Source organism: Collimonas fungivorans, assembly GCF_001584145.1.
Classification (GTDB): Bacteria; Pseudomonadota; Gammaproteobacteria; order Burkholderiales; family Burkholderiaceae_D; genus Collimonas; species Collimonas fungivorans.
In genome coordinates, this window is record NZ_CP013232.1 from 4,523,832 (window position 1) to 4,548,724 (window position 24,893).

The window sequence follows — 24,893 nt, forward strand, 5'->3', positions numbered from 1 at the left end:
TTTTGACATGCGTCAATCCGGCTTTCTCTGGTGAAGCAGGCAGCGCCGGTGCGGTAAGATCATCACTTTATGACTTTTGCCAAGCCGACATGAAGACCAGCTCCTTTCAGCCCGTAGCACGCCTGTTGACAGGCCTGCTGCTTTGCTTGCTGCTGGCAAACAGCGCTCCTGCCCATTCCGCCGCAGCCGCGGCCAGCAGCAGCGCCAGCGCGCCGGCGACGCCTGCGCCCGCCTCGCCGCTGGACTCGCTGTCCAAGGTCCTGCAAAGCAATCCCGGCACCGGCAGCCTGGTAGCCACGCTGATCCAGGCGGAGCAGCAGAACAGCAAGGCGTCGCCGGAGCAAAAGGGCTTCATCGGCCTGATTTCCAATAGTCTCGATGCTTTCCAGGCGCACCTGCAGCAGGTGGTCACGCCGGAAAAATTCTGGAACCAGCAGTTTTCCCTGGCCTGGGGAGACCTGTCGACCATCCTGCAGCGGCAGAAGTCGGAAACCGGATGGCAGGTGCTGGCCAGTTTCCTCGCCATGCTGGCCCTGTTCGGCGCGGTCGCGATTGCCTTGTACTATCTCGGCAAGTGGGTGCAGCGGCGCTTCAAGGTCGAGACCAAGCTGTCGTCCGACCCCAGCATGAAGGAATTGCTGCTGTATATATGGCGCCACATCGCGCCGATACTGCTGGCGCTGGTGGTGGAAATCTCCGTGACCATCAGCCTGGATGCGGTGCACGGGCAGTCGCTAGGACGGACCTTGGCCACCGTGCTGCTGTACACCCTGGTCGGCGCGCGCCTGTTCCAGGCTATCTGCGCGATCATTTTTTCGCTGTCGCACGGCGGCCACCGCATGGTCGCGGTGCATATCCTGTACCAGCGCGGCTTCAAGCTGCTGTATGTGATCGGCTGCGCCGGCTGGCTCGGCGACGCCCTGGACAACCCGCAGGTGAACCAGATCATCGGTGTCCACCTGGCCGGCGTGGCGGCGACCCTGGCCAGCCTGGTGGCGGCGATACTAGGCGGCGTGTTCGCCCTGCTGTTCCGGCGGCCGGTGGCGCACATCATCCGCAACCGGCCGCTGGCGGTGCGACGCGGCCATCCGGCGCGCATGGAAACGCTGGAAGTGGTCGCCGCCTTCTGGTACATACCGATACTGCTGCTGAGCATCACCGTCAGCGTCGCCACCATCCTCGATTTGTCGAGCAACAATTCGGCGCTCAATCATGCGCTGGCCAGCGCAGCATTGCTGATCGCCATGTTTTTCATCGGTGCGCTGCTGCAGCGCATACGCGCCCGCAAGGCGACTACCGTGGCGACACGGCGCCCATCTCCTTACATCCTGCGCCTCAGCAACGTCGGCTTCAGCCTGCTGCAGCTGGCGTTGTGGATCGGTTTTTTCGAATTGCTGACCAGGATCTGGGAACACTCGCTGCTGGAATTCGCCAACGCTACCCTGATCGGCAAGATGATCGTCTCGGCGCTGGGCAAGATCGGCCTTACGCTGGTGGTGGCCTGGCTGGTCTGGATCCTGCTCGACACCTTCATCCAGGAATCCATCAACCCGACCCGCAACAGCCGTTATGCGCGCAAGAACCCGAGCACCCGCATGCGCACCATCCTGCCCCTGCTGCGCAATGCGCTGATGCTGCTGATCCTGACCATCACAGTCATTACCACGCTGGCCAACCTCGGCATCAACGTCACGCCGCTGCTGGCCTCGGCCGGGGTGGTCGGGCTGGCGTTCGGCTTCGGTTCGCAATCGCTGGTGAAAGACCTGATCACCGGCGTTTTCATCCTGATGGAAGATTCGATGTCGGTCGGCGACTGGGTCGACGTCGGCAACGGCCATGCCGGCACGGTGGAAAACCTGACCATCCGCACGGTGCGCCTGCGCGACGGCAACGGCTCGGTGCACAGCGTGCCGTTTTCGCAAATCACGGCGATCAAGAACGATTCGCGCGAATACACTTATGCGTCGCTCAAGCTGAGCATCACCCACGATTCGGACGTCGACCAGGCGCTGCGCCTGATGCGCGAAACCGGCGCCGAGATGCTGGAAGACCGGCGCCTGCGGCGGCTGCTGCTGCAGCCTATCGAGATCTACGGCGTCAATGGTTTCGACTTGAACGGCGTGGCGCTGCTGGCCGGCATCCGCACCAAGCCGCAAACCCAGAGCGAAGTCATGCGCGGCTTCAACCTGCGCATCAAGAAAAAGGTGGATGACGAGCCGAAGGTGCACTTCGCCACCGAGTGGGCGAATTTTCCGCTGGCGGCAGCGGACGCCGCCACTGTTGCAGCGCCGCCCGACTCTCCACCGCCAGCTGCCAGCGCCAAGAGCTAGCTTATTTGATGCGGCAGCTCAGCAGCCAGTAATATTCCAGCCGCAAGATGCGCAGTTCGCGCGTGATAGGCGCCAGCTTCTTGCGCAGGCCGCTGTCGGTAGGGAAGTTCTTCATGACTTCGTAGCGTTCGCCGTTAGGCAAGGTGCGGAACTGGTAGGTGTTGCCTTCGGCATCGGTGCGGGCGATCGGCGTGCTCTGTTCTTCGACGTAGCCGTTGTCTATCATCACCAGCAAAATGTCCTTGCCCAGCTTCTCGCGCAGCTGCGCGATGAAACGCACCTGGTCCTGGCGCCCTACATGCGACCACCAGAATCCCAGGAAGCAGGCGGTGAACGGCCGCTCCGGCTGGAAGGTGTTGATGTCGGCCAGCGCAAAAGTCGCCTTGCCGGCCGGCAGTTTCTTGGTTTTCGCCAGTGCGATCATTTCCGGATTGATGTCGGTGGCGTAGACCGATTTTGCCGAAGCGGCGATCTGTTCGGTCCAAAAACCGGTGCCGCAAGCCAGCTCCAGCACATCGTGGCCTTCCATCAGCTCCTGCACCCGCACTTGCAGGGTCAGCAGCTCATCCTGGCGCTCCGGGCGCTGGTAAATCTCTTCGTAAGTCGAAGCACGTTTGGCGTAATAAGCCACCATATCTGTATTAATCATTTTCCCGACTCGTTTTCTAATTGCTTGACTTCTGGTTTTTCCAAATTGACGAGCGCTGCATCGGCAGCAACCCGATAGCGCTCTGACAGCGCATCGTACAGCGGCGGCACAAACAGCCGCGACACCCGGCTGGCGATCAAGGCCGTCGCCATCAGGGAGATCACCAGCGCATGGCCGTTGATCATTTCCATCACGATCACGAACGCGGTGATCGGCGACTGCGTGACCGCCGCCAGGTAACCCACCATCGCCAGCGCAATCAGCATCGGCAGCGAAGTATGGCTGAACACCTGGTGCAGCAAGTTGCCGAAACCGGCGCCTATCGACAGCGACGGTGCAAAAATCCCACCGGGAATGCCCGGCAGGTAGGACGACACCATCGACGCCATTTTCAGGAAGGGATAAAACACCGACAAGTGCTGCTGCCCTTCCAGCACACCCTTGGCCTCGACATAACCGCTGCCGAAAGTAGCGCCGCCGGCAATCACGCCGATCACCGCCACCAGCAAGCCGCACAGCGCGCCGAACGCGATCGGGCGGGTGCTGCGCAATTCCTGGATCCGGACCGGGATCCAGCGCTTGGTATTCAGCAGCAGCCAGCCGAACATGCCGCCGGCGACGCCGGTCAAGATGCCGGTCACCAGCACCGCAAGCGCCACCATGTTGGTCAGCGCGCTGTCGATCTGTATCGTGCCGAAATAGGTGTAGTTGCCATTCAAACCCAGCGCCACCGCACCGGCAAAAATGATCACGGTGATCACCACCCCGCTGGCGCGGTGTTCGAAGCTGCGCGTCAGTTCTTCGATCGCAAACACGATCCCGGCCAGCGGCGTGTTAAAGGCCGCCGACAAACCGGCCGCCGCCCCCGCCAGTATCAAACGCCGCTCCAATGCCGCGCTGGCGCGCGGATAGAAGCGCCGCAGGTTGAACATCAGGGCGGCGCCGACCTGCACCGTAGGGCCTTCGCGGCCGATGGTGAAACCGCCCAGGATGCCGACAAAGGAAATACCGATCTTGCCTGCCAATATCTTCAGCGACAGCAGCGATTCGCCGCGCTTGCTGGTGTCCTCTTCCAGCGTCGCGATCACTTGCGGAATGCCGCTGCCTTCGGAACCGGGAAAATAACGGCGCGTGGCCCATACACACAAGGCGCCGATCGCCGGCGTGATAAACAACGGTAGCCAGAAGTGCGATTGCTGCATGGAGCGAAACATGCTGAATCCGACATCCATCAGCCAGGCGTAGAGCACCGCGATCAAGCCCACCAGCACCGCGCCCAGCCATAAAATGCCGTATTTGCGCCAAGCGCGCCGCACTTGGCGCAATGTCTGATCGGAAAAACTGGGGGGCAGCGGATTCATTGGAATTGGACGCAAAGACATGATTATAAATTATCCATGCGTAATTCCCGCCAAATTGGCCATCCGCATGCCGATCAATCCGGCGCGGGCGCGGCAGGCCGGCCCTGCTGATACGTAATAAAAATGCAACTCATCGTCCGCCGCCCCAGAGAGACAGGTGGTCTAGATGTAATAGCTTTTGAGCCAGGCCTTGATGTTTTTGATGTCTTCAAACGCCAGCAAGTCATTCTTGAGCACATGGATGTTTTGCTGGATGCCCTTGGTCGCGCTTTTCAGATGCCGCATCGCCAGCAGCGGCGACATGGCCTCTTGCAACCCCAGGTTGAAGCGCATCCGGAACTCCGCCTCCATCCCGGCAATCTCGTCGCGCAATTCCGCCGACTGTTCCGTCAGCACCTTGCTGTAGTGCTGCAGCTGCCGTTCCGACAGGGAATTGATGCGGCTCTGGTCGATCTGCTCGATTTCCAGCTGCAGTTCCAGCAAGCCGAGCAGATCTTTCTTGTCATAGGCGATATTCACCCTTTGCATCAGCGCGGTCTTGCGCGCGTGTTCCAGCGGGTCCAGCTCGCGGTCGGGATGCAGGGCGCTGGCCAGCTTGCGATAGACTTCACGCACTGACTGGCTGGCCTTGTGCAGCTCTTCCTGCTGCTTGGCTTCCCTGGCCGCAGCCTTGGCCGATTTTTTGCGTTTTGCAGCGCGCTCATGTTCACGCTGGTGTGCAGCCGAGGCATGGAGGTCGCTATCTACCTCCTGTCCGGATTCCGCAAAGTCCTCCTGCTGTTCTTCCGCCGCATCGACATCAGCGCCGCCATGCACCCGGTAGATCCGTTTCAGATCCGCGGCATCGCTGCCGCCGATGATGGCGGCGCCGACGGAACAGATGATGTGGCTGATTTTTTCCTGATCGTGCCGGCTCAAGCCTTTCGCCGAATAGGCATCGTCCAGCAGGCGTACCAGTTGCGCTACCAGCGCGTGGTAGCTGCGCATCAGCGGCTGGTACTGACTGACATAGTACTGCTGGTGCAAGGGAATCATTTCCTGCCATGCCGCCAGCAGCTGGCGTTCGGTCTCCAGTTTCCTGAGCAGAGCATTGAAGATTTTCTGGCCTGGCGACAGGCTGGCTTGCCCATGCTGTTCGACGACATTGAGCGCCTTGTTTTCTGTTTTTTTCATCGCTTGCTTTGCTGCGGATTGGTGTGAGATTCTTCAGATGAAAAATGGTGCGTGGCGGCGTGATTATAAGTTGCCTCTGGCGGCGCGCAGCAGAAACCGGCCAAGGGGCGTATGATATTGTCTTCATAATAAGTATCTGTCCGTATCTTGCTCTATCCCGCTGTGCCTTACAGCAATCACACAGATTTCCATGCCCTGTTCCACCAACCGGCGACTCCGCCGATAAACAATCATATGGCCATCCATTCTGCCTCCGCGCATTCAAGCGACCAGGTACTGCCCTTCCGTGAATCATTGCTTGCCATGCTAGGCATCGCCTTTGTGGTGATGCTGGTGGCGCTGGACTCGACCGTGGTCGGCACTGCCTTGCCGACCATCGTTGCCGAATTAAAAGGTTTTGAGCTGTACGCCTGGGTTGCGACTTCCTACCTGCTGACCTCGGTGATCACCGTGCCGATTTTCGGCCGGCTTGGCGACTTTTACGGCCGCAAGCCCTTCGTGCTGGTCTCCATCCTGCTGTTCACTACCGCCTCCATCTTGTGCGGCATGGCCAACAGCATGCTGTGGCTGGTGATTGCGCGCGGCTTGCAGGGCATAGGCGGCGGCATGCTGGTAGGCACCGCGTTTGCCTGCATCCCCGACCTGTTCCCCGGCGCCCATGTGCGCCTGCGCTGGCAAGTGATGATGAGCACGGCGTTCGGCATTGCTACTGCAGTGGGACCGTCGCTGGGCGGATTCCTGACGCAATACTGGGGCTGGCGCTGGGTGTTCTATGTCAACCTGCCGGTCGGCGTGCTGTCGCTGTTCTTCGTCTACAAATACCTGCCGCATCTGCGCCACACCCACCCTGACGCCAAGATCCGCCTCGACTGGCCGGGCGCCTTGCTGATCACCGCTTCGCTGGGATGCCTGCAATTGTTCGTCGAGATGCTGCCCAAGCACGGCCTGTCGTTAGGCATGCTGGGCCTGCTGCTTGCCAGCATCGTGGCTTTCGTTGCGCTTTGGAAATGGGAACATTACACGCCGCAGCCTATCCTGCCGTTTGATTTGCTGGTCGACCCCAGGCTGTCGATCCTGTTCCTGCTGTCGGTGCTGAGCGGGTTCTCCATGTTTTCGCTGATGTTTTACGCGCCGCTGCTGTACCAGGGCGGTTTCGGACTGTCGCCGCAGGAAGCAGGCCTGCTGATCACGCCGCTGGTGGCTTGCATCATGGTCGGCAGCATTTCCAACGGCCGCATCATCACCAAGATCAAGAATCCCAACGTGATGCTCTATATAGGCTTCACCTTGCTGGCGCTGTCCTGCCTCGGCGTGGTGATCTCGAACCGCTGGACCTCGCACAGCGTGATCGCTGCGTTCATGCTGGTCGGCGGCCTCGGGCTCGGTTTCATCTTGCCCAACCTGACCATCTTCATCCAGCAGGAAGCCGGCCGCGAACACCTCGGCATCGCTACCGCGCTGATGCAATCACTGCGCATGATAGGCAGCATGCTCGGCACCGCGCTCATCGGCACCCTGATCAACCACATGTATGCCGGCAGCGTGCGCCAGGCGCTGGCGCAGGACAAGGCGGACAGCTGGTTCAGCAGTTTCGCCGACCCGCAGATCCTGATCAGCCACGAGACCCAAGCCACGGTGCTGGCGCAGCTGGCGGCAGCCGGCCATCAAGGCCAGTTGCTGCTGGAAGCGGCGCGCGAGGCGCTGATCGGATCGATACACATGGGGGTCGGGCTGGCGGTCGTGGTCACCGTGATCGCGTTGTGGCTGGTGAGCAAAGTGCCGCTCATTACTTTGCATGTCAAACCTGAAGCAGGCGCAGTCACGGAGTAAGCAGGCAGGCAGACCGTGCTTGCGGCAATCCCGCCCGGTCTGCAGCTCTGGCTTGAACACCAGTACACAAAGCGTTACATCTCACACCGTCTCGAAGCACTTGTATCAGCCCGCCGGTGGCATCCTGAAGTCCTGATAACTCACTTCACTCAGGACGCACATCATGAAAAAGCTCATTGCCTCACTGGTGCTTGGCACCATCCTCAGCACCTTGCTCAGCGGCTGTATCGTGGCGCCGATCGGCCCCGGCTATTACCGCCCGCATTACTACCATCCTTACGACCGTTACTAAGACCTGAGTTCCCATCGGGTATATTTCCATACAAAAATAAATACGGAGCCTTTATGAAACTGATCCACAAACTCGTCCTCCCCCTGCTGCTGGCGCCAGCGCTGCTGCCGCTTGCCGCGCATGCCGACGAACCCGGCCATCACGGCGCCTATCTGCACGCACTGGCGGATTTGCACGTAGCTCACTGGCTGATTGAGCATCGTCCGGGCGACAACTGGGTCATGGGACGCAACGAGCAGATCGCCCTGTCCGAGATCGACGCCGCCACGCGCGAGATCACCCAGCTCGGCGCCGATGTCGGCAAAGATGTCTATCGTGAAGAACGCCCGGACGCCCACCCGGACCGCCGCGGCCGCCTGCATGATGCGGTAGAGGCGCTGGAACGCGCGCGCAGCGATGTTGCACAGCGTGAAGACGATCCCCGCGTATTCGGCCTGCAGCAGCACGCCATGCATCGCATCGAGATGGCCAAACATGCGACTGAAGATGCCATGCGCGACGCCGGCTATTAAGTCTAAACGTCTTGAAATAAAAAAAGTGTTAATTAGGGTCAGAGTCGAATATTCTTTCACGGGAATATTCGACTCTCGTATATTGAACCTACCGCATCGCCATTGGATAATCATGATGTCGAAGCGGTCGGGCAGAGTGATGCCGATTAGACTGAGTGCGGTTGAGCACGTGGGTCAGATAGGTGCCTCTGCCCGTTTCATTTTATAAGTCCGAACGGTATCTTGGGCCATCGCCTGGCGCGTAAGCCCGCATACGAGAAAGGTCAAAATGGAAACGGTGTGCGCAGTTGTTGGTATCGATGTGAGCAAGAAGAAGCTCGATATTGCCTTGCTGGTCAACGGCAAGACCAAGGCCAAGGTGGTGGATAATTCGGCCGAGGGATACAAATTACTCCTGGAGTGGTTAAGCAAGGCGAAAGTCGCTAAAGAAACGCTGCATGTCTGCATGGAGGCCACTGGGATTTACTATGAACCGGTGGCATTGGCGCTGCATGACGCAGCAATGAGCGTTAGCGTGGTCAATCCGGCCTGCATCAAAGGCTTCGGCCATAGTGAGAATATCCGCAACAAGAACGATACTGCCGATGCCGGACTCATTGCGCGCTATTGCGCTGCCATGAAGCCCGCGCCTTGGGTGCCGCCACCGCTGGAACAGCGCCAGTTGCGGGCTTGGTCGATGCGAGTACAAGCATTAAAGGATATTCGCCAACAGGAAGAAAACCGGCTTGAAGCGAACACCTTCACCGGTATGAGCGACGTCGCCGACCATGTGAAGCAACACATCGCCTGGCTAAGCGCTGAGATCAAAAAATTGGAGGGTGACATCGATGATCACATCGATCGACATCCCGGCCTCAAGCATGATGCCGAGCTCATCACGAGCATCCCAGGTATCGGCGGCACTACGGTGGCGAGGATCTTAGGCCAGTTGGGTGACATCCGGAGATTTGACAGCGCCAAGGCATTTGCCGCATTTCTCGGCGTAACTCCGAAACAACGCAGCTCCGGCACCTCCATCAAAGGTCGAACCATGATTAGCCGAGTTGGAAGCATGTCTATGCGGGCGGCGCTTTATATGCCTAGCTTAGTAGCATGTCGACACAACCCGCTACTACGTCGCTTTGCTGAGCGACTATTGGCCACCGGTATGGCAAAAAAAGCTGTAATCGGGGCCGTGATGCACAAAATGACACATCTGATTTACGGAGTGGTCCGTACTGGCAAGCCCTTCGATCCCAATTATTTAGCGAACGGCCTTGCTATTCAAGACGGTATCTGACCCTAATTAACTGCTGCGATGTTTACAGCTCGTACATATCCTTCTCGCCGTTCATCACTTGCTCGATCAGCTTGCGGTTCATGGTCGGCGCCAGCAGCTCGATGAAGGTATACACATAACTGCGCAGGTAGGCGCCTTGCTTGACCGCCGCCCGCGAGATATTGGTGCCGAACAGATGGCCGACCGGAATCGAACGCAGTCCGGTATCGCGTTCGGCATCGAACGCCATGCCGGCAATGATCCCCACTCCCATGCCCAGTTCGACATAGGTCTTGATGACATCGGCGTCAATCGCTTCCAGCAATACATCCGGTTTAAGGTTGCGCAGAGAGAACGCATGGTCGATCTTGGTCCGGCCGGTGAACGCGCTATCGTAGGTAATCAGCGGAAACGCAGCGATCTCTTCCAGCGTGATCGCCTTCGATTGCAACAAGGGATGGTCCGGCGGCACCACCACTACATGCTCCCATTGATAACAAGGCAAGGTCACCAGGCCGTCGGCATTGACGATAGCCTCGGTTGCCAGCGCCAGATCAGCCTGGTCGTTGCGCACCATGTCGGCCACCTGTTTCGGGTTGCCTTGCAATAAAGACAAGCGGACCTTGGGGAATTTCTGGGTGAACGCCTGCACCACCTTGGGCAGCGCATAACGCGCCTGGGTATGGGTGGTGGCGATGGTGAAGCTGCCGCTGTCATGTGCAGCATATTCGTTGCCGATGCGCTTGAGGCCGTCGATTTCCTGCATGATCAGCTCGACCGACCGCAATACCGCCCGGCCCGGCTCCGTCAGACCGCGGATACGCTTGCCATGGCGTGTAAAAATATCAACGCCCAGCTCTTCTTCCAGCTCGATGATCGCCTTGGACACGCCCGGCTGCGACGTATACAGCGCCTTTGCCGCCTCGGTCAGGTTGTAGTTCTGGCGCACCGCCTCACGGACAAAACGGAACTGGTGAAGATTCATGAATTTTCCTTGGTTTTTCTTTATATAAGAATCTGTTCGGCACAGGCGGGAGACCTGACAAAAACATGCCCCGGAACATTGCAAAAAAAACAACTGCGTCTTGCCGCCCCCTGCTTTCCGCATCCCAGATCAAGCGTATTTGCCGTATTTGCATATATCAAATACGCATATAAGCAAATAAATAGTCTGTAGTTGGAGATATATGTGAAGTTTATTACGATTCTAGGTGTTTCGTACGAGGTGATATGACTGTTTCTTATGTAGTGAGCGGTTTTGCCGTCGGATTACTGGTTGGATTGACTGGCGTCGGCGGCGGCTCGCTGATGACGCCTATACTCACCTTGCTGTTCGGCATCCATCCAAGCGTCGCGGTCGGCACCGACCTGGCGTTTGCGTCGGTGACCAAGGTCGCCGGCACCGTCGCTCACCGCTCGCGCGGCACGGTGCGCTGGGATATCGTCCGGCTGCTGTCGCTGGGCGCCTTGCCGGCCGCCATCGCCACCGCCCTGGCGCTCAAATACCTGGGCGGGATCAGCGCCGAAATCGGCCAGGTGATACGCTATTCGATCGCGGTCTCGGTATTGCTGACGGTAGTCGCCCTGCTGTTCAAAGGCAAGCTCCAGCACTGGCTGAACGCCCACCCGGAAAAACACCTGCACGGCAGGAAGCTGACCGCGGCCACGATTTTTGCAGGGCTGGTGCTAGGAGCCCTGGTCACCATGTCGTCGATCGGTGCCGGTGCGGTAGGCGCTACTATCCTGGTGCTGCTGTATCCTCGCCTGACGCCGGCGGAAGTCGCGGGTACCGACATCGCCTACGCCGTGCCGCTGACTGCAATCGCCGCTCTCGGCCACTGGTGGCTGGGCTCGATCGACTGGAACCTGCTGGGCGCCTTGCTGCTCGGTTCGGTACCCGGCATCACGCTCGGTTCGCTGGCGGCGCGCGCAGTGCCGGAGAAATTCCTGCGCGGCCTGCTGGCGCTGACGCTGACCAGCGTTGCGGTGAAACTGATTTACTAAGTTACTGAATTACGAAAGGATTGCGCCAGCGCAGTCCCTGCATCTATTTATAAAGGCGTGGCCGGTTCATCACGATATCGGCTACAACCCATAAGGAAGACGAAGATGTATCGCTACGATCAATACGATCACCTGATAGTCAAGGAACGGGTCGCCCAGTACCGCGACCAGGTGAGACGCCGCCTGGCGGATGAACTGACGGAAGAAGAATTCCTGCCGCTGCGCCTGCAAAACGGCTTGTACATGCAGCGCCACGCCTACATGCTGCGCATCGCCGTGCCTTACGGCATGCTGTCCTCGCCGCAGGTGCGCATGTTCGCCCACATCGCCCGCAAATATGATCGCGGCTACGGCCACCTGACCACGCGCCAGAATATCCAGTTCAACTGGATCAACCTGGAGCAGTCGCCGGACATCCTGGCGGAATTGGCCACGGTCGAAATGCATGCGATCCAGACGTCCGGCAACTGCATCCGCAATACCACCTCGGACGAACTTGCCGGCGTCGCCGCCGATGAAATCATCGATCCGCGTCCTTACGCCGAAATGATCCGCGAATGGAGCACCTTCCATCCCGAGTTCGCATTCCTGCCGCGCAAATTCAAGATCGCCATCAGCGGTGCCGAGCAGGATCGCGCCGCTACCGCCGTGCACGACATCGGCCTGCATGTGGTCAAAAATGCGGAAGGCGAAGTCGGCTTCCGCGTACTGGTTGGCGGCGGCATGGGCCGCACGCCTATCATCGGCAGCGTGATCCGCGAATTCCTGCCATGGCAGCATGCGCTGACCTACCTGGAAGCGATCCTGCGCGTCTATAACCAGCACGGCCGCCGCGACAACAAGTACAAAGCGCGCATCAAGATCCTGGTGAAAGCCCTCAGCGCCGAAGAATTCGCGCGCCAGGTGGAAGCCGAGTGGCTAGACATCAAGGATGGCCCGGCGACGCTGACGGTTGATGAGTTGCAGCGGATCGCGCAATATTTCACACCGCCGCCGTATGAAACATTGCCGGCCACCGATGCCGGATTCGAAGCGCAGAAAACCGACAACAAGGGTTTCGCCAACTGGCTCAAGCGCAACGTCAAGGCGCACAAGGTGAGCGGCTATGCAGCGGTCATCTTGTCGGTGAAAAAGACTGGCGTGCCGCCGGGCGACATCACCGCCGCCCAGCTCGATTTCGTAGCCGACCTGGCCGACCAGTACAGCTTCGGTGAAGTGCGCGTGACGCACGAGCAGAACCTGGTGCTGGCCGACGTCAAGATCAGCGAACTGTTCACGGTGTGGCAGGCAGTCAAGGCGCAGGGACTGGCAACGCCGAACATCGGCCTGCTGACCGACATCATCTGCTGCCCCGGCGGCGATTTCTGCTCGCTGGCCAATGCCAAGTCGATCCCGATCGCGCAGGCGATTGCCGAAAAATTCGACAACCTCGATTTCCAGCACGACATCGGCGACATCGAACTGAATATCTCGGGCTGCATCAACGCCTGCGGCCATCATCACGTCGGCAATATCGGCATCCTCGGCGTCGACAAGGACGGTTCCGAGTGGTACCAGGTTTCCATCGGCGGCGCGCAAGGCAACAATACCAGCATCGGCAAGATCATCGGACCATCGTTCTCGGCGCAACAGATGCCGGTAGTGATCGAGCGCCTGCTGAGCGTGTATGTGCAGCAGCGCACCGAGGAAGAACTGTTCATCGATACCGTGCAGCGCCTGGGCATTGCGCCCTTCAAGGAATTTGTCTACGCCAGCCCGATCCCGACCGGCTACACCCATGGAGAGGATGCCTGTGTCTACTAACATCATAAAGAACAGAGAAGTCGTCGCCGACGACTGGAGCGTACTGCGCCTGAACGAAGGCGACAGCGCCGACAGCGTCAGCGTCCCGGCCGGCCGGGTAATCGTGCCGTTCAGCGTCTGGAGCGCCCAGCGCGCGCAGCTGCTGGAGCGCGCGGAAATCGGCGTTTGGCTGGCCAGCGACGCACAAGCGGACGTAGCGAAAGACGATCTGGCGCGCTTTTCCCTGATCGCGGTCGATTTCCCCAAATTCACCGACGGCCGCGGCTATTCGATCGCCTACAACCTGCGTACCCGGCTTGGCTACAACGGCGAATTGCGCGCCATCGGCGATGTCCTGCGCGACCAGCTGTTCTACATGCAACGGGTAGGTTTCAACGCCTTTGCAGTGCGCGCCGACAAGGACATCAACGACGCCCTCAAAGGCCTTACCGATTTCTCGGAAAAATACCAGACTTCGTGGGACGAGAAGACGCCGCTGTTCCGCCGCGTGCAACGCCAAGCCGTCAGCCAGGATTGACCATGAGCAGCCCGACCCCGACTCTACCCCTGTCTCTGCCAGAACTGGTCGCCGCCACCCAGGCGACGCTGGCAAAGATCGCCGCCGAATATACGCCGGCGGTGTTCGCCTCCAGCCTGGCGGCAGAAGACATGGTGCTGACCGACCTGATCCTGCGCCACCAGTTGCAGGACAAGATTGCCATCTTCACCCTGGAAACCGGCCGCCTGCATGCCGAAACGCTGGGCATGCTGGACCGCATCAAGGAGACCTACGGCTACGACGTCACGCCGTACCGGCCTCAGCCTGAAGCTGTCGCCGCCTATGTCGAACAGAATGGCTTGAACGCGTTTTACGACAGCATAGAGATGCGCAAGGAATGCTGCCGCATCCGCAAGATCGAGCCGCTGAACCGCGCCCTGGCCGGCAACAAGGCATGGATCACCGGCCAGCGCCGGGCGCAGTCGCAGACGCGCGCCGAACTGCATGTGCAGGAACGGGACGAAGCGCACGGCATGGCAAAGTTCAATCCGCTGGCAGACTGGTCAGAAGACGATGTCTGGCAATACATCCGCAGCAACAATGTGCCGTACAACCCGTTGCACGACAAAGGTTATCCATCCATCGGCTGCGAACCGTGCACACGCGCCATCCAGCCAGGCGAAGACGTGCGCGCCGGCCGCTGGTGGTGGGAAAACCCGGATTCGAAGGAATGCGGCTTGCACGTGGTCGACGGCAAACTGATCCGCATCAAGTCCGCCTCCCAGCAAAACGCTTGAATCATCGCCTCTTCACATGACAAGAACCGACATGAACACAGTTGTTGAAAAATCCTTCCTGAATAACGTTGCTAATGCGGTTGCCAATACGGCCGCCAACCGCCATCTCGACTGGCTGGAGTCGGAAGCGATCCACATCATGCGCGAAGTGGCGGCCGAGTGCAGCAATCCTGCATTGCTGTTCTCGGGCGGCAAGGATTCCGTCGTGCTGCTGCGGATTGCGGAGAAAGCTTTCCGTCCAGGCAAATTCCCTTTCCCGCTGGTGCACATCGATACCGGCCACAACTTTGAAGAAGTCATCACCTTCCGCGACAAGCGCGTGGCCGAACTGGGCGAACGCCTGATCGTCGGCTCGGTCGAGGATTCGATCAAGCGCGGCACCGTGCGCTTGCGCAATCCGCAGACCGATTCGCGCAACGCCGCCCAAGCCGTGACCTTGCTGGAAACCATTGCAGAGCACAAGTTCGATGCCTGCATCGGCGGCGCCCGCCGCGACGAAGAAAAAGCGCGCGCCAAGGAACGCATCTTTTCCTTCCGCGACGAATTCGGCCAATGGAACCCGAAAGCGCAGCGCCCTGAGCTCTGGGACCTGTACAACACACGCGTCCATCCGGGCGAAAACATGCGGGTATTCCCGATTTCGAACTGGACCGAGCTGGATGTCTGGCAATACATCGCGCGCGAAAAACTGGAACTGCCGCCCATCTATTTTGCCCACCAGCGCCAGGTAATCCCGCGCAACGGCCTGCTGGTGCCGCTGACCGACCTGACGCCGGCCAGGGAAGGCGAAACCCCGGAACTGCGCGAAGTCCGCTTCCGCACCGTCGGCGATATTTCCTGCACCTGCCCGGTCGCCTCCGATGCGGCTACCGTGGAAGCCATCATCGCCGAAACCGCGGTGACGCAAATCACGGAACGCGGCGCTACCCGGATGGACGACCAGACGTCGGAAGCCTCGATGGAAAAACGCAAAAAAGAAGGATATTTCTGATGAACGCCGTTGTAAACACCGTTGCCAATACCGTCACTGCCGATAACGCGCCGCTGGAACGCGGCCTGCTGCGTTTCATCACCGCCGGTTCGGTAGATGACGGCAAGAGCACGCTGATCGGCCGCCTGCTGTTCGACAGCAAGGGCATTTTCGCCGACCAGCTGGACGCCATCTCGCGCGCCAAGCACAAACGCACTGTGGGCGACACCATCGACCTGTCGCTGCTGACCGACGGCCTGGAAGCCGAACGCGAACAAGGCATCACGATCGACGTCGCCTATCGCTATTTCGCCACGCCGAAACGCAAATTCATCATCGCCGATACCCCGGGCCACGAACAGTACACACGCAACATGGTGACTGGCGCATCCACCGCGGATGCAGTCATCATCCTGATCGACGTCTCCAAGGTGAAGCTGGGCGACGATGGCAGCGTCGAGTTGCTGACCCAGACCAAGCGCCATTCGACGATCGCCCACCTGCTGCAGATCGAGCACGTGATCGTTGCAGTCAACAAGATGGACCTGGTGAACTACGACCAGGCCGTGTACGACCGCATCGTCGCCGCCTACCAGGAATTCGCCACCCAGCTGGGCTTGCGCGACGTCCGTCCGATCCCGCTGTCGGCGCTGGCCGGCGACAATGTGGTGACGGCCGGCGACAACATGCCGTGGAACCAGGGCCCGACCCTGATCGAGTTGCTGGAATCACTCAGCGTCTACGATGAATCGCATGACGAACCGTTCCGCTTCCCGGTGCAGCTGGTGGCGCGCCACAACGGCCACGAAGCGAACGATTTCCGCGGCTACATGGGCCGCATCGAAGCCGGCAAGGTGCACAAGGGCGACAAGCTGGTGGTGCAGCCTAGCGGCCAGAGCGCCACGGTGAAAGACATCCTGGTGCTGGAAGGTTCGCTGCCGTCGGCGGTGGTCGGCCAGTCCGTGACCTTGCTGCTGGACGAATACCTGGATATCTCGCGCGGCGACATGCTGACTTCGGTAGAGCGCGCGCCGGCCTTGCTGAAAACCGTCAGCGCCGACCTTTGCTGGCTGTCGGAAGACACGCTCGACCTGCGCCGCAAATACTGGCTGAAGCACAGCACCAAACAAGTCGCGGCACGCATCGCCAAGGTCGATACGCTGCTCGACATCAATACCCAGGAACGGCGCCCGGCCGAGTCGCTCAAGCTGAACGACATCGCCCGCGTATCGCTCAACCTGCAGCAAGCCATCGCTGCCGATTCCTACGACGCGATCCGCGCTACCGGCGCCTTCATCCTGATTGACGAAGTTACGCACCAGACGGTCGCGGCCGGCATGATTAGACTATAACCCGGCTATAACCCGGGCTCGACTAACCGACAGCAACAAATTGGACAGGCAAGCCATGCAAGCTACTCACTCCTCCCGCAAACCTGCCTACGGCAAGGTTTACCTGATCGGCGCCGGCCCCGGCGCGGCCGACCTGATTACCGTACGCGGCGCCAGGTTGCTGGCGCAGGCCGACGTGGTCTTGCATGACGCGCTGGTCACCGAGGAAATGCTGGCGCTGTGCCCGCAGGCTGTGAAAATCCCGGTGGGAAAACGCTGCGGCAAGCTGTCTACCGCCCAGCAGTTCATCAACAAGCAGATGATCGACAGTGCGCGCAAGTACGCGCTGGTGGTGCGCCTGAAAGGCGGCGACCCGATGCTGTTCGGCCGCGCCGACGAAGAATTGCGGGCGCTGGAGCAGCATGGCATCGCAGCGGAAGTGGTGCCAGGCATCAGCGCCGCACTAGCGGCCGCCGCGACCACCCAGCAGCCCTTGACCAAGCGCGGCGTGGCGCGCAGCGTCGCCTTCTTCACCTCGAGCACGGCCCCCGGCGAATCGGACCAGGTCAATATTCCTTCTTGCGACACGCTGGTGCAGTACATGGGCGGACGCGAAGCGGCGGCAACCGCGCAGCGCCTGCTGGCGCAGGGCCGCGCTGCCTCGACGCCGGTGGTGGTGGTGGAAAACTGCAGCCGCGACAACCAGCGCATCCAGCGCTTGCGCCTGGACCGGCTTGAGTCAGGCTTGCAGCTGTGCGAAGGACCGGTGCTGGTGATGATAGGCGAGGCTTTGGCCAGCCGCCCGCAACAAACGCTGATAACAGCCGACGGGCAAGACGAGCAGAACGCAGCCTGAAATCCAGTTTCACCCCGCGCGCGCTCAGCGCGGCAGCGGCTTGGCGGGCGCCGTCGAGGCCAGTGCTTTTTGCAGGACCCGGCCGGATTGATCCGCACGGTCTTCGGGCGACAAAACATTGATCCAGCTGACCAGGCCGGCGGCGGCTACGGTCAGCACCAGAAATACTGCAGCTCTCTTATTCAAAAATTCCCATTTCATTTATTACTCCTTACCTGCGGCGCCGGCCCTGCGTTGCCGCAACGCCAGGAAACTGCCGCATTCAAATAACAAGCCGTCCTGCCGGGGCAGGACGGCTTTCAAACATCTCTCTGCAAACGGCGCTCAGCGCCCGTTGTGATTGCGCGTCGCCAGCACGCCGTAGACGCCGACCTGGCGTTCGACCTGGCCGGCTTCACGCTTGGTCCCGCTTTTTGTATTGCCGGAAAGCGTAGATGCCTGGCTTGGGGTCCAGCCGAAAGTCCAGCTGCTGCCGCCGTTATTGCGATTGTTGGGCGCCATGCCCAGCAGGGTTTTGATAGTCATGATTTCACCTTTTCATGTGCTGCTTCCGTTCCGGAAGCAAGGTCAGCATGTAAAGCGTGGCGCGGGTCAGGTCCTTGCCGCCAATGGCACGGACGACTGCGACGAAGACATTCCGTCGTCGATTGCAAGCTGTCCCGCCTGGCCAATCGACACCGGAAAGGTGCGGACGGCTAGACGGGGACAGGCAAACGCGCGCCTGCTTTACTATTTTCTGTTGCTAGTTTTTCAGTCCGATAGCGCGGACAACTGGAACAGTCCATTTCACTAACTCCTGGTTATGCCGGCTGCGCGGCAGCGTGCCCGGCACGGGACGCCGTCCGCTCCTGGACAGGACGTGCCGAACGTTGGGGAATGCTTTCCCAGCGTACGCTGCGCACGCTGATTTCCTGCGCCAGGCGGGTGACCAATTGCACCAGTCCGCCACGCTCGCGCACCGAACACATCACTTCTACCGTGATGCTGGTCAGATGCGCCTGTACCGCGGCTTCGCTGCCCTGGTAAGTCACGTCGTAAGTCGACAACAGCCGCCGCATCAACTCTTCGAGCTTGGCCACTTCCGAACTGCGGCAAGTGGTCACGATGCGGTAAGGCAAAGCTGTCTCGCGGCTGTCGTCGGACGCAGCAAAACGGCGCTTGTTGAAAAATGCATGCAATTTAGCGAATGGCATGGCGATCTCCTTCCTACTTCCGTCAGCCGGGATGCCGGATGGCGTATTGCCGCGGCCAGCGCCGAGCCTGTGCGCCTGAGGCAAACACATGGCCGGACACAGCCGTACGCAATCCGCCGGATGGCAGCACGAAAAACGGTCTTGCAAAAAAACGGATGGGAGTATCGCTGCGGCCTGTCTGCTACGACAGGCTTACTATGACACTACAGCTCGGAATAAGCACAAGCTGTAGCGGAGGGAGGTCTGCTAAAGATTATGCGCTATGTGCCGGGCTGAGGACCCATCCACGCTTACTACTAGAACAACTGTCCAAGATATGGACCTCCATGTGATGCAATGCCGAGGATTATATTTCCGGCTAGCCATTCTGTCAAGTAAAAACCCTTTACTTTCAGCACAAAATATGTATCGCCGGGTCGTCACGCCATACCGTCTCACCAATAACGGCCGGCGTTCGGCAGAATCAATAAGAACGGACTTTCATGACCCGCAAAGTATGCAGGAGCGATCCGTGCCGGCAATCCAGCACGCGCAAGCGCCGCTCCAGGTCCTGGTGATCCTGGGCAGCGGCGAGATAAGCCTGCTCGGCATCCGGCGCGCTGCTTGCCTGTGCCAGTTTTTTCATCCAGTCCTGCAATTTACTATTAGAAAATATATTGGAAAGCGACATATCAAACTCCAAGCGGTGGATATAAAAATCGATGGCATGGCATCTGGCTGCCATGGATGTAGAATAGGCCGATCCGGTTTTTCCTAAAAGCCGTATTATCTATCCTCAATATAAGTTTTTTTAACATGAAAACACGTTTGCCACCGCTCAAGCCGCTGCGCGTATTCGAAGCCGTGGTGCGTACCGGCAGCTTGACGCTGGCTGCCGCCGAACTGCACCTGACGCACAGCGCGGTAAGCCAGCAGATCAAGCTGCTGGAGCAGCATTTCGACCAGACCTTGTTTGTCAGGGGACAGCGCGGAGTCGAGCCGACGGCGGCGGCGCGGATATTTTTTGCCGACGTCAAAGCCGGCCTGGACCGTATTTCGCTGGCGGCCGAGCAACTGCTCAATACGGGAAAAGTGCGCATCATCCGCGTCAGCTGCACGCCGTCGATGGCGATGCGCTGGCTGATTCCGCGGCTGTCGTCGTTTCAGATAGAAAATCCGCGGGTCGAGATCCGCGTCACGACATCAACCGTTGCGGTCGACGCCCTCAAGGAACCGTTCGATGTACTGATACGGCGCAGCCCGATGCATCGCGCCGAGTATGAATGCATACGATTCCTGGACGATGTGCTGACGCCGGTGGCGTCGCCGCGTTACCTGCAGCAACACCCATGCAAGACCCCGGCCGATTTGCTGCAAGCTTCCTTGCTCCATTTATCGACCCGGTCGGAAAGCTGGACGCGCTGGTTCAGTGAAGTAGGCGTGCCGGTCAAAGGCCAGCTATCCGGCCAGATCTATGAGCATTTTTTCTTGAGCTTACAAGCCGCGCTCACCGATCTCGGGGTGGCATTGGGATCGCTGGCCATGATCGAGGAAGACTTGGCGCATGGCAGCTTGTTGCCGCTGTTTCCAGGCTTGCTGCTGCGAGACAAGGGATTTCATCTGTTGTACCGCCCGAGTCACCAGGATCCGCAACTGGCAAACTTTATCGCGTGGCTGCAATTGATGGGAAAGCAGACATCCACCAGCATCACCGCTGCGGCAAAGTAGAAATGCAGTATTGGGCGATGGCATTCTGCACGTCCGGCTGCTCGCCGGCCGCCTGCGCCACCGTGATAGTCAGTTGCGGATGCTGTTGCCGGGCCTGTGCGATCAATGCCGGCAGGTCGCGCCTGACATGGCCGCCCTGCCCCAGGAATACCGGCACCACGCTGGCTTCGCTGACGCCGGCGGCAACCAGCTGCTGCAGCAACTGCGGCAAATCGGGCTGCATCAGTTCAAGGAAAGCCAGCCTGACCAGCAGTTGCGGCCGCTGGCGCTGGATCAGCTGCTGCAAGGACTCGAAAGGCGCCGCCCAGGCCGGGTCGCGCGCGCCGTGGGCGAACAGGATGAGTGCTTGCTGCGGTATCGACTGAGATACAGATTGAGACGCGGATTGAGACGCGGACAGAGATTCAGACATGGATCACCCGATCTTCAAACACTACACTAGCTTCGCTCGATCTTCCACAAGGCGCCGATGGCGATCAGCAGGAAGATGGTGCTCGGCAAGGCCGCTGTGAAAAAGGGCGGCCAGGTATTGAGCAAGCCGAGGTGCGAGAACAGCGTATTCACCAGCTGGAAGCTTACACCGATCATGATCCCGGTAAAGATCTTCAGGCTCACGCCGCCGGTACGGAAATGCAGGTAGGCGAACGGCAAGGCCAGCGCCATCATCACGAATACCGACAGCGGGTACACCAGTTTTTTCCAGAACGCGATGTCGTAGCGCTCGGTATGCTGGTTGTTTTCCGCCAGATGCTGGGAATAAGACCACAAATTGTAGGCCGACATATGGTCCGGGTCGGCAAACAGGACCGACAGGATCTCAGGCGTGATCTCCGACACCAGGTCCTTGTTCGGGAATTTCTTGGTGGCGATCGCGGTGGTGATGTCTTCGGTCGACGTGCCGTTGACAAAATCGGTCTGCACCACATCTTCCAGGTTCCAGGTGTGCTTGCCCTTGTACTCGGCATGGCCGGCCAGGATCAGGGCCGTCATGTGCAGGTTGCGGTCGAATTCGTACAGCTTGACGCCGACCAGCTGGCCGTCCGGGCGGATTTCACCGATATTGATAAAGCGTGAACCGACGATTTCGCCGCTGGCGCCGTCGGCCCCGCTCCGTATGACATCCTTGCTCCACAGGCCAGTCTTGAATTTCTGCGAAATCGACGAGCCCTTGGCTTCCAGCTTCACTTTCTCGGCAAACTCGGCGCTCTTGGGAGAAACGAATTCCCCGATCAGCACCGTGGCGATCACAAACAGCAGGCCGATCTTGACCAGTATCTTGGCGGTCATCATGGTCGACATGCTGGAGACGCGCATGATGGTGAATTCGGAGCGCGCGGCGAATTGCGACAAGGTGTAGATGGTGCCGATCAGGGCCGCAATCGGCATCAGCTCATAGGCGTAGCTCGGCAGGCCCAGCAAGACGAAAAAGAAGGCGTGCTGCAGCTTGTAGCCGCCGCGGCCGACCGACGGCAGTTCGTTCATCAGGTCGAAGAAGGCGAACAGCGCCAGGAACGCCGCCAGCGTGAACAGGACGGAACGGACTATCTCGGAGGTAAAATAACGCTGCAGGACCTTCATGTTGCCGCCGTTTTTTTAATCGTTTTTTTGTTCGAATTTTTATTTTTAATCAGGCGCGCGTGCTTGACAGCCGACCACATGACCAGGGGGTGACAGCGGCTGTTGACGTTGAGCCGCCACATGAACAGCAAACCGATGATGATCAGCACCACCAGATGCATAGGCCACCAGGCGATGCCGAACGACAGCCGTCCCTGCACCACCGAGGCCTGGAAGATATTGGTCACGTTGCTGTAGGTAATGAACAGCAGCAGCGCGATCAGCAGGCTGGCCGAACGCCCGACGCGCGGATTGACGAAACTCAGCGGTATCGCCAACAGCATCAGGCACAGCGCCATCAGCGGCAGCGACAGGCGCCACAGCAGCTCGCCCATGTTGAAGCCGTTGCGGTCTTTCAGCAGGTCGCCGGTAGGCAGGGCGCGCGCCGATTTGTCGCCGTTCACCGCCTGCGAATTGCTGGCCACCAGCACGCCGTAGCGCTCGAATTCCATGATCCGGAACTCGTTCTGGCTGGAAAGGACGTCATAGCGCCGCCCTTTCGACAGGATCAGGAATTTGTCGCCGTTCTTGTCCAGCTCGATATTGCCTTCCTTCGCCACCACGATGCTGTTCCGGCCGTCCTGCTGGGTATTGACGAAGACGTTCTTGACCTTGCTGGCGTCGCCGGCCAGCCCTTCGACGAAATAGATGCGGTTGGCCGAGGCCGATTCCTGGAACTTGCCGGGCGATACCCGGGAGATGTCTTCGCGCTTTTCGAAGCGCTCGCGGTACTGCGCGCTCTGGCTGTTGGCCCAGGGCGTCGCCACGAAGCTGAGGAAAGTGGTCAGGATGATGAGCGGCAGGCCGAACCATAGCACCGGCTGGATCCAGCGCACCAGGCTCTGGCCGGAAGCGAACCAGACCACCATTTCCGAATCCTGGTAGCTGCGCGTGACCACCAGCAGCACCGAAATGTAGCCGGTCAGGATCAGCAGGATCGGCATGTAATTCAAGGATTGGAAACCGATCAGCGCGACCACGTCCTGGGACGCAATCTGTCCTCCGGCTGCTTGTCCCAGAATCTTGATCAGCATCACCGTGATGATAATTGTGAAGAGCGTAGTAAAAACTGCACCAGCGGTGCTAATTAATTCGCGTCGGAGTGCGCGCTGAAAGATCATTGGGGAATATAATTGCGGATCAAAAAAAGGAGTAAGTGATGGACTTTAGCATAAAAACCATTGACGCAAAAACCTCAATTGCCTCTCTGAAAGCCGGCTGTATCGCAGTCGGGATCTATGAAAACAAGAAACTCTCGCCACAAGCGCAGGCTCTTGACAAATCTGGTGAAATCACTGCTGCACTAAAGTCCGGAGATATTTCCGGTAAACCAGGCTCCACCCTGCTGTTGCGCAAAATCGCCGGCGTCGCCGCCGAACGCGTGCTGCTGATCGGCCTTGGCGCCGACGGCGAACTGAGCGACAAGGTCATGTCCATGGCCGCCCTGTGCGTGGCGCGCGTGATAGCGACCCTGGGCGGCAACGACGCCGTGCTGGCGCTGCCGTTCGACACCATCAAGGATCGCGACCTGGCATGGGCCATCCGCAACAGCATCCTGGTGCTGCGCGAGAACAGCTATCGCTCGGATACCCTGAAAAGTAAGAAAGAGACAACATTGTCTGGCATCAAGAAGGTCGCCTTCCTGGTCGCCGCCGCCAAGGCAGCTGTCGCCAAGGAAGCCGTGGCGCAAGGCCTGGCCCTGGCCAACGGCATCGACCTGACCAAGGAACTGGGCAACCTGCCTGGCAATGTCTGCACCCCGACCTATCTCGCCAACACCGCCAAGAAACTGGCCAAGGAATTCAAGCTGTCAGTCGAAGTCCTGGACCGCAAGCAGCTGGAAGCCCTGAAAATGGGCAGTTTCCTGTCGGTGGCGCGCGGCGGCGGCGAAGCGCCGAAGTTCATCATCATCAAGCACCTCGGCGGCAAAGCCAAGGATGCGCCGACAGTACTGGTCGGTAAGGGCATCACTTTCGACACCGGCGGCATCTCGCTCAAGGGCGGCGCCGGCATGGACGAGATGAAATACGATATGTGCGGCGCCGGTTCGGTGCTGGGCACGATCCGCGCCATCGCCGAACTGAAGCTGAAGCTGAACGTGATCGGCGTCATCCCTGCCACCGAGAACATGCCGTCCGGCACCGCCACCAAGCCGGGCGACATCGTCACTTCGATGTCGGGCCAGACCATCGAAGTCTTGAACACCGACGCCGAAGGCCGCCTGGTGCTGTGCGACGCCCTGACCTACGTGGAGCGTTTCAAGCCGGCTGCCGTGGTCGACATCGCGACATTGACCGGTGCTTGCGTCACTTCGCTCGGCCACCACAATTCCGGACTGTTCACCCGTCACGACAGCGCGCATGACGCCCTGGCCAACGAGTTGCTCAGCGCCGGCAAGGCTACCGGCGATACCGCATGGCGCATGCCGATCGAAGACAGCTACCAGGAACAGCTGAAGTCGAATTTCGCCGACATGGCGAATATCGGCGGCCCGGCCGGTGGCAGCATCACCGCAGCCTGTTTCCTGGAGCGCTACACCAAGAAATACACCTGGGCTCACCTGGACATCGCCGGCACGGCATGGAAAAGCGGCGCAGCCAAGGGTGCAACCGGACGGCCGGTAGCCCTGCTGACCACTTTCCTGATGAATCGCGCAGCAGCAGCCAAGTAATCGGTAATCAGATGGCAAACGGGGCGCCGGCAGCAATGCCGGCGCCCCGTTTTTATTTGCC

At 59.6% G+C, this 24,893-nt stretch carries 25 protein-coding genes; 14 read left to right on the plus strand and 11 right to left on the minus strand.

Annotation, left to right across the window (positions count from 1 at the left end):
- Positions 1-89 precede the first annotated feature (89 nt).
- Positions 90-2,330, plus strand: a complete 2,241-nt coding sequence (locus CFter6_RS19825) for a mechanosensitive ion channel family protein (RefSeq protein WP_061541381.1) — start codon at positions 90-92, stop codon at positions 2,328-2,330.
- Position 2,331: 1 nt separating this feature from the next.
- On the opposite strand, the gene CFter6_RS19830 is transcribed toward CFter6_RS19825, so the two are convergent.
- The 3 genes from CFter6_RS19830 to CFter6_RS19840 all read right to left on the minus strand — a co-directional run bounded on the left by CFter6_RS19830 (position 2,332) and on the right by CFter6_RS19840 (position 5,513).
- The gene (locus CFter6_RS19830) at positions 2,332-2,979 is read right to left on the minus strand and encodes a class I SAM-dependent methyltransferase (protein WP_061541382.1); all 648 of its coding nucleotides are present in this window, start codon (positions 2,977-2,979) and stop codon (positions 2,332-2,334) included.
- Complete coding sequence (locus CFter6_RS19835; protein ID WP_061541383.1) at positions 2,976-4,340, minus strand: chloride channel protein; 1,365 nt, start codon at positions 4,338-4,340, stop codon at positions 2,976-2,978. The genes CFter6_RS19830 and CFter6_RS19835 overlap by 4 nt, the downstream gene beginning before the upstream one ends.
- A gap of 162 nt (positions 4,341-4,502) precedes the next feature.
- Entirely contained in the window at positions 4,503-5,513 is a 1,011-nt protein-coding gene (locus CFter6_RS19840; RefSeq protein ID WP_061541384.1) for a hypothetical protein, read from the minus strand.
- A gap of 234 nt (positions 5,514-5,747) precedes the next feature.
- Between CFter6_RS19840 and CFter6_RS19845 the strand changes: the two genes are divergently transcribed.
- The 4 genes from CFter6_RS19845 (at position 5,748) to CFter6_RS19855 (ending at position 9,426) form a co-directional block, all read left to right on the plus strand.
- Positions 5,748-7,343, plus strand: coding sequence for an MFS transporter (locus CFter6_RS19845; RefSeq protein WP_061541385.1), 1,596 nt, complete (start codon positions 5,748-5,750; stop codon positions 7,341-7,343).
- Positions 7,344-7,506: 163 nt separating this feature from the next.
- A complete protein-coding gene (locus tag CFter6_RS26705; protein ID WP_041742347.1) occupies positions 7,507-7,635 on the plus strand; it encodes a hypothetical protein in 129 nt (42 codons plus the stop codon).
- A 53-nt stretch (positions 7,636-7,688) separates the two neighbouring features.
- The gene (locus CFter6_RS19850) at positions 7,689-8,147 is read left to right on the plus strand and encodes a hypothetical protein (RefSeq protein WP_061541386.1); all 459 of its coding nucleotides are present in this window, start codon (positions 7,689-7,691) and stop codon (positions 8,145-8,147) included.
- Between the two features lie 268 nt (positions 8,148-8,415).
- On the plus strand, positions 8,416-9,426 hold the full coding sequence (locus CFter6_RS19855; protein ID WP_061539234.1) for an IS110 family RNA-guided transposase: 1,011 nt from the start codon (positions 8,416-8,418) through the stop codon (positions 9,424-9,426).
- A gap of 22 nt (positions 9,427-9,448) precedes the next feature.
- Here CFter6_RS19855 and CFter6_RS19860 read toward each other — a convergent pair whose 3' ends face one another.
- Complete coding sequence (locus CFter6_RS19860) at positions 9,449-10,390, minus strand: CysB family HTH-type transcriptional regulator (protein WP_014007481.1); 942 nt, start codon at positions 10,388-10,390, stop codon at positions 9,449-9,451.
- Between the two features lie 245 nt (positions 10,391-10,635).
- Here CFter6_RS19860 and CFter6_RS19865 point away from each other — a divergent pair, with 245 nt between their 5' ends.
- The 7 genes from CFter6_RS19865 (at position 10,636) to cobA (ending at position 17,644) form a co-directional block, all read left to right on the plus strand.
- Complete coding sequence (locus CFter6_RS19865; protein WP_061541387.1) at positions 10,636-11,409, plus strand: sulfite exporter TauE/SafE family protein; 774 nt, start codon at positions 10,636-10,638, stop codon at positions 11,407-11,409.
- A gap of 105 nt (positions 11,410-11,514) precedes the next feature.
- Positions 11,515-13,212 carry a nitrite/sulfite reductase gene (locus CFter6_RS19870; RefSeq protein ID WP_061541388.1) on the plus strand — a complete coding sequence of 566 codons (1,698 nt, stop codon included), beginning with the start codon at positions 11,515-11,517 and terminating at the stop codon, positions 13,210-13,212.
- Positions 13,196-13,729: a DUF934 domain-containing protein gene (locus CFter6_RS19875; protein WP_061541389.1), complete on the plus strand. Its 534-nt coding sequence runs from the start codon at positions 13,196-13,198 to the stop codon at positions 13,727-13,729. Before CFter6_RS19870 ends, CFter6_RS19875 begins: the two co-directional genes overlap by 17 nt.
- Positions 13,730-13,731: 2 nt before the next feature.
- On the plus strand, positions 13,732-14,487 hold the full coding sequence (locus tag CFter6_RS19880; protein WP_061541390.1) for a phosphoadenylyl-sulfate reductase: 756 nt from the start codon (positions 13,732-13,734) through the stop codon (positions 14,485-14,487).
- Between the two features lie 31 nt (positions 14,488-14,518).
- Positions 14,519-15,478: a sulfate adenylyltransferase subunit CysD gene (gene cysD / locus CFter6_RS19885; RefSeq protein ID WP_061541391.1), complete on the plus strand. Its 960-nt coding sequence runs from the start codon at positions 14,519-14,521 to the stop codon at positions 15,476-15,478.
- Entirely contained in the window at positions 15,478-16,809 is a 1,332-nt protein-coding gene (locus CFter6_RS19890; RefSeq protein WP_061541392.1) for a sulfate adenylyltransferase subunit 1, read from the plus strand. The genes cysD and CFter6_RS19890 overlap by 1 nt, the downstream gene beginning before the upstream one ends.
- 55 nt (positions 16,810-16,864) lie before the next feature.
- Positions 16,865-17,644, plus strand: a complete 780-nt coding sequence (gene cobA / locus CFter6_RS19895) for a uroporphyrinogen-III C-methyltransferase (protein ID WP_041742355.1) — start codon at positions 16,865-16,867, stop codon at positions 17,642-17,644.
- A gap of 24 nt (positions 17,645-17,668) precedes the next feature.
- Here the strand turns inward: cobA and CFter6_RS26085 are convergent, their stop codons facing one another.
- From CFter6_RS26085 to CFter6_RS26090, 4 genes are all read right to left on the minus strand, one after another.
- Positions 17,669-17,845, minus strand: a complete 177-nt coding sequence (locus tag CFter6_RS26085) for a hypothetical protein (protein WP_014007489.1) — start codon at positions 17,843-17,845, stop codon at positions 17,669-17,671.
- A 123-nt stretch (positions 17,846-17,968) separates the two neighbouring features.
- The gene (locus CFter6_RS19900) at positions 17,969-18,169 is read right to left on the minus strand and encodes a hypothetical protein (protein ID WP_061541393.1); all 201 of its coding nucleotides are present in this window, start codon (positions 18,167-18,169) and stop codon (positions 17,969-17,971) included.
- Positions 18,170-18,444: 275 nt separating this feature from the next.
- Complete coding sequence (locus CFter6_RS19910) at positions 18,445-18,837, minus strand: hypothetical protein (RefSeq protein WP_061541395.1); 393 nt, start codon at positions 18,835-18,837, stop codon at positions 18,445-18,447.
- 463 nt (positions 18,838-19,300) lie between these two features.
- Positions 19,301-19,561, minus strand: a complete 261-nt coding sequence (locus CFter6_RS26090) for a DUF3563 family protein (RefSeq protein WP_061541396.1) — start codon at positions 19,559-19,561, stop codon at positions 19,301-19,303.
- Positions 19,562-19,632: 71 nt separating this feature from the next.
- Here CFter6_RS26090 and CFter6_RS19920 point away from each other — a divergent pair, with 71 nt between their 5' ends.
- Complete coding sequence (locus tag CFter6_RS19920; protein ID WP_061541397.1) at positions 19,633-20,544, plus strand: LysR substrate-binding domain-containing protein; 912 nt, start codon at positions 19,633-19,635, stop codon at positions 20,542-20,544.
- Here CFter6_RS19920 and CFter6_RS19925 read toward each other — a convergent pair.
- The 3 genes from CFter6_RS19925 to lptF are packed head-to-tail and all read right to left on the minus strand — an operon-like array spanning position 20,525 to position 23,282.
- Positions 20,525-20,956, minus strand: coding sequence for a sirohydrochlorin chelatase (locus CFter6_RS19925; RefSeq protein ID WP_061541398.1), 432 nt, complete (start codon positions 20,954-20,956; stop codon positions 20,525-20,527). The two genes, CFter6_RS19920 and CFter6_RS19925, sit on opposite strands and share 20 nt — an antisense overlap.
- Positions 20,957-20,982: 26 nt before the next feature.
- Entirely contained in the window at positions 20,983-22,122 is a 1,140-nt protein-coding gene (lptG, locus tag CFter6_RS19930) for an LPS export ABC transporter permease LptG (RefSeq protein ID WP_061541399.1), read from the minus strand.
- Entirely contained in the window at positions 22,119-23,282 is a 1,164-nt protein-coding gene (lptF, locus tag CFter6_RS19935) for an LPS export ABC transporter permease LptF (protein ID WP_061541400.1), read from the minus strand. The genes lptG and lptF overlap by 4 nt, the downstream gene beginning before the upstream one ends.
- 38 nt (positions 23,283-23,320) lie before the next feature.
- On the opposite strand from lptF, the gene CFter6_RS19940 reads away from it, so the two are divergent.
- Positions 23,321-24,832 (plus strand): leucyl aminopeptidase, encoded by a 1,512-nt coding sequence (locus CFter6_RS19940; protein ID WP_061541401.1) that lies wholly within the window; start codon positions 23,321-23,323, stop codon positions 24,830-24,832.
- Positions 24,833-24,893 lie beyond the last annotated feature (61 nt).